Below are 819 nucleotides of genomic sequence, written 5' to 3'. Positions count from 1 at the left end.
CAGCACCCCGAGCCTACCGGCTCAAGGTGGGCAACGCCGACCTCTTCAGAAATTCAACAGAACCCGGGACATCCCCCCCGACTCTCGCGCATTTGCTAATCGAGGAAGCGGAATGGAGGGGCACAACTTCGAAAGACTAAAGGCCCACATCCTGCCTCTGTCCGTCTCGCGTAGCTTCGATGTCGCCCGCAGGGAATGGTCTCTTATCGCTGTCGAAATTAGTGACGAATTCGATCAGTGTCCCTGCGGCCAGGGCATCAAGGAGCACTGCTACGTACGCAACCATCTCAATGGTAACACGACCTATGTCGGAAACGTCTGCATCAACCGCTTCATTCGAATCGACACAGGGAACCTCTTCGACGGCCTGAAGAGGATTGCGAAGGATCTCACGGCGAACGCCAACAATGATTTCATCGAGCATGCCTACCGAATGGGCTATCTGTATGGCGAGAAGGAATATGCTTTTCTGAAGCAGACCATGAGGAAGCGGAATCTCTCGGCTGCACAGATCGCCTGGAAGGTGAAGATCAATCGGCGCATCGTCGCCCAAACAGTAGTTCGAAAACGGACCGCCAGATGACGATCAGCGTCTCTGCTAGCTCCGAACCCGCTTCTCGGTCGAGCGAGCAGCCCACGCGCCGTCAGCCTTCATCGGCGAGCGTTCAGATAGGCCCGCGGGCCGGCAACGCTCGTGAACATCTCATCCGGCGCCGATGCCTTTAGGACCGATGCATCGGCCGGCCGGGACAGGCTGGCGCACCTCGCCGATCAGCTGGACGGGGGTCTCGTCGAAGCAAACCAGCGGCCGGGCGGGAT

1 protein-coding gene is annotated in these 819 nt (G+C 58.5%); it reads left to right on the top strand.

Translation table 11 applies throughout. The annotated features are described in order from the left end of the window. Window positions 1–583 (top strand): hypothetical protein (locus tag AC0L3A_RS40775; protein ID WP_473256585.1); only part of this gene is annotated, 583 nt, incomplete at its 5' end. Window positions 584–819: the final 236 nt, after the last annotated feature.

It is taken from the genome of Bradyrhizobium sp. MI1.3 (genome assembly GCF_055811695.1).
This window is presented reverse-complemented; position numbering and strand designations above follow the sequence as displayed.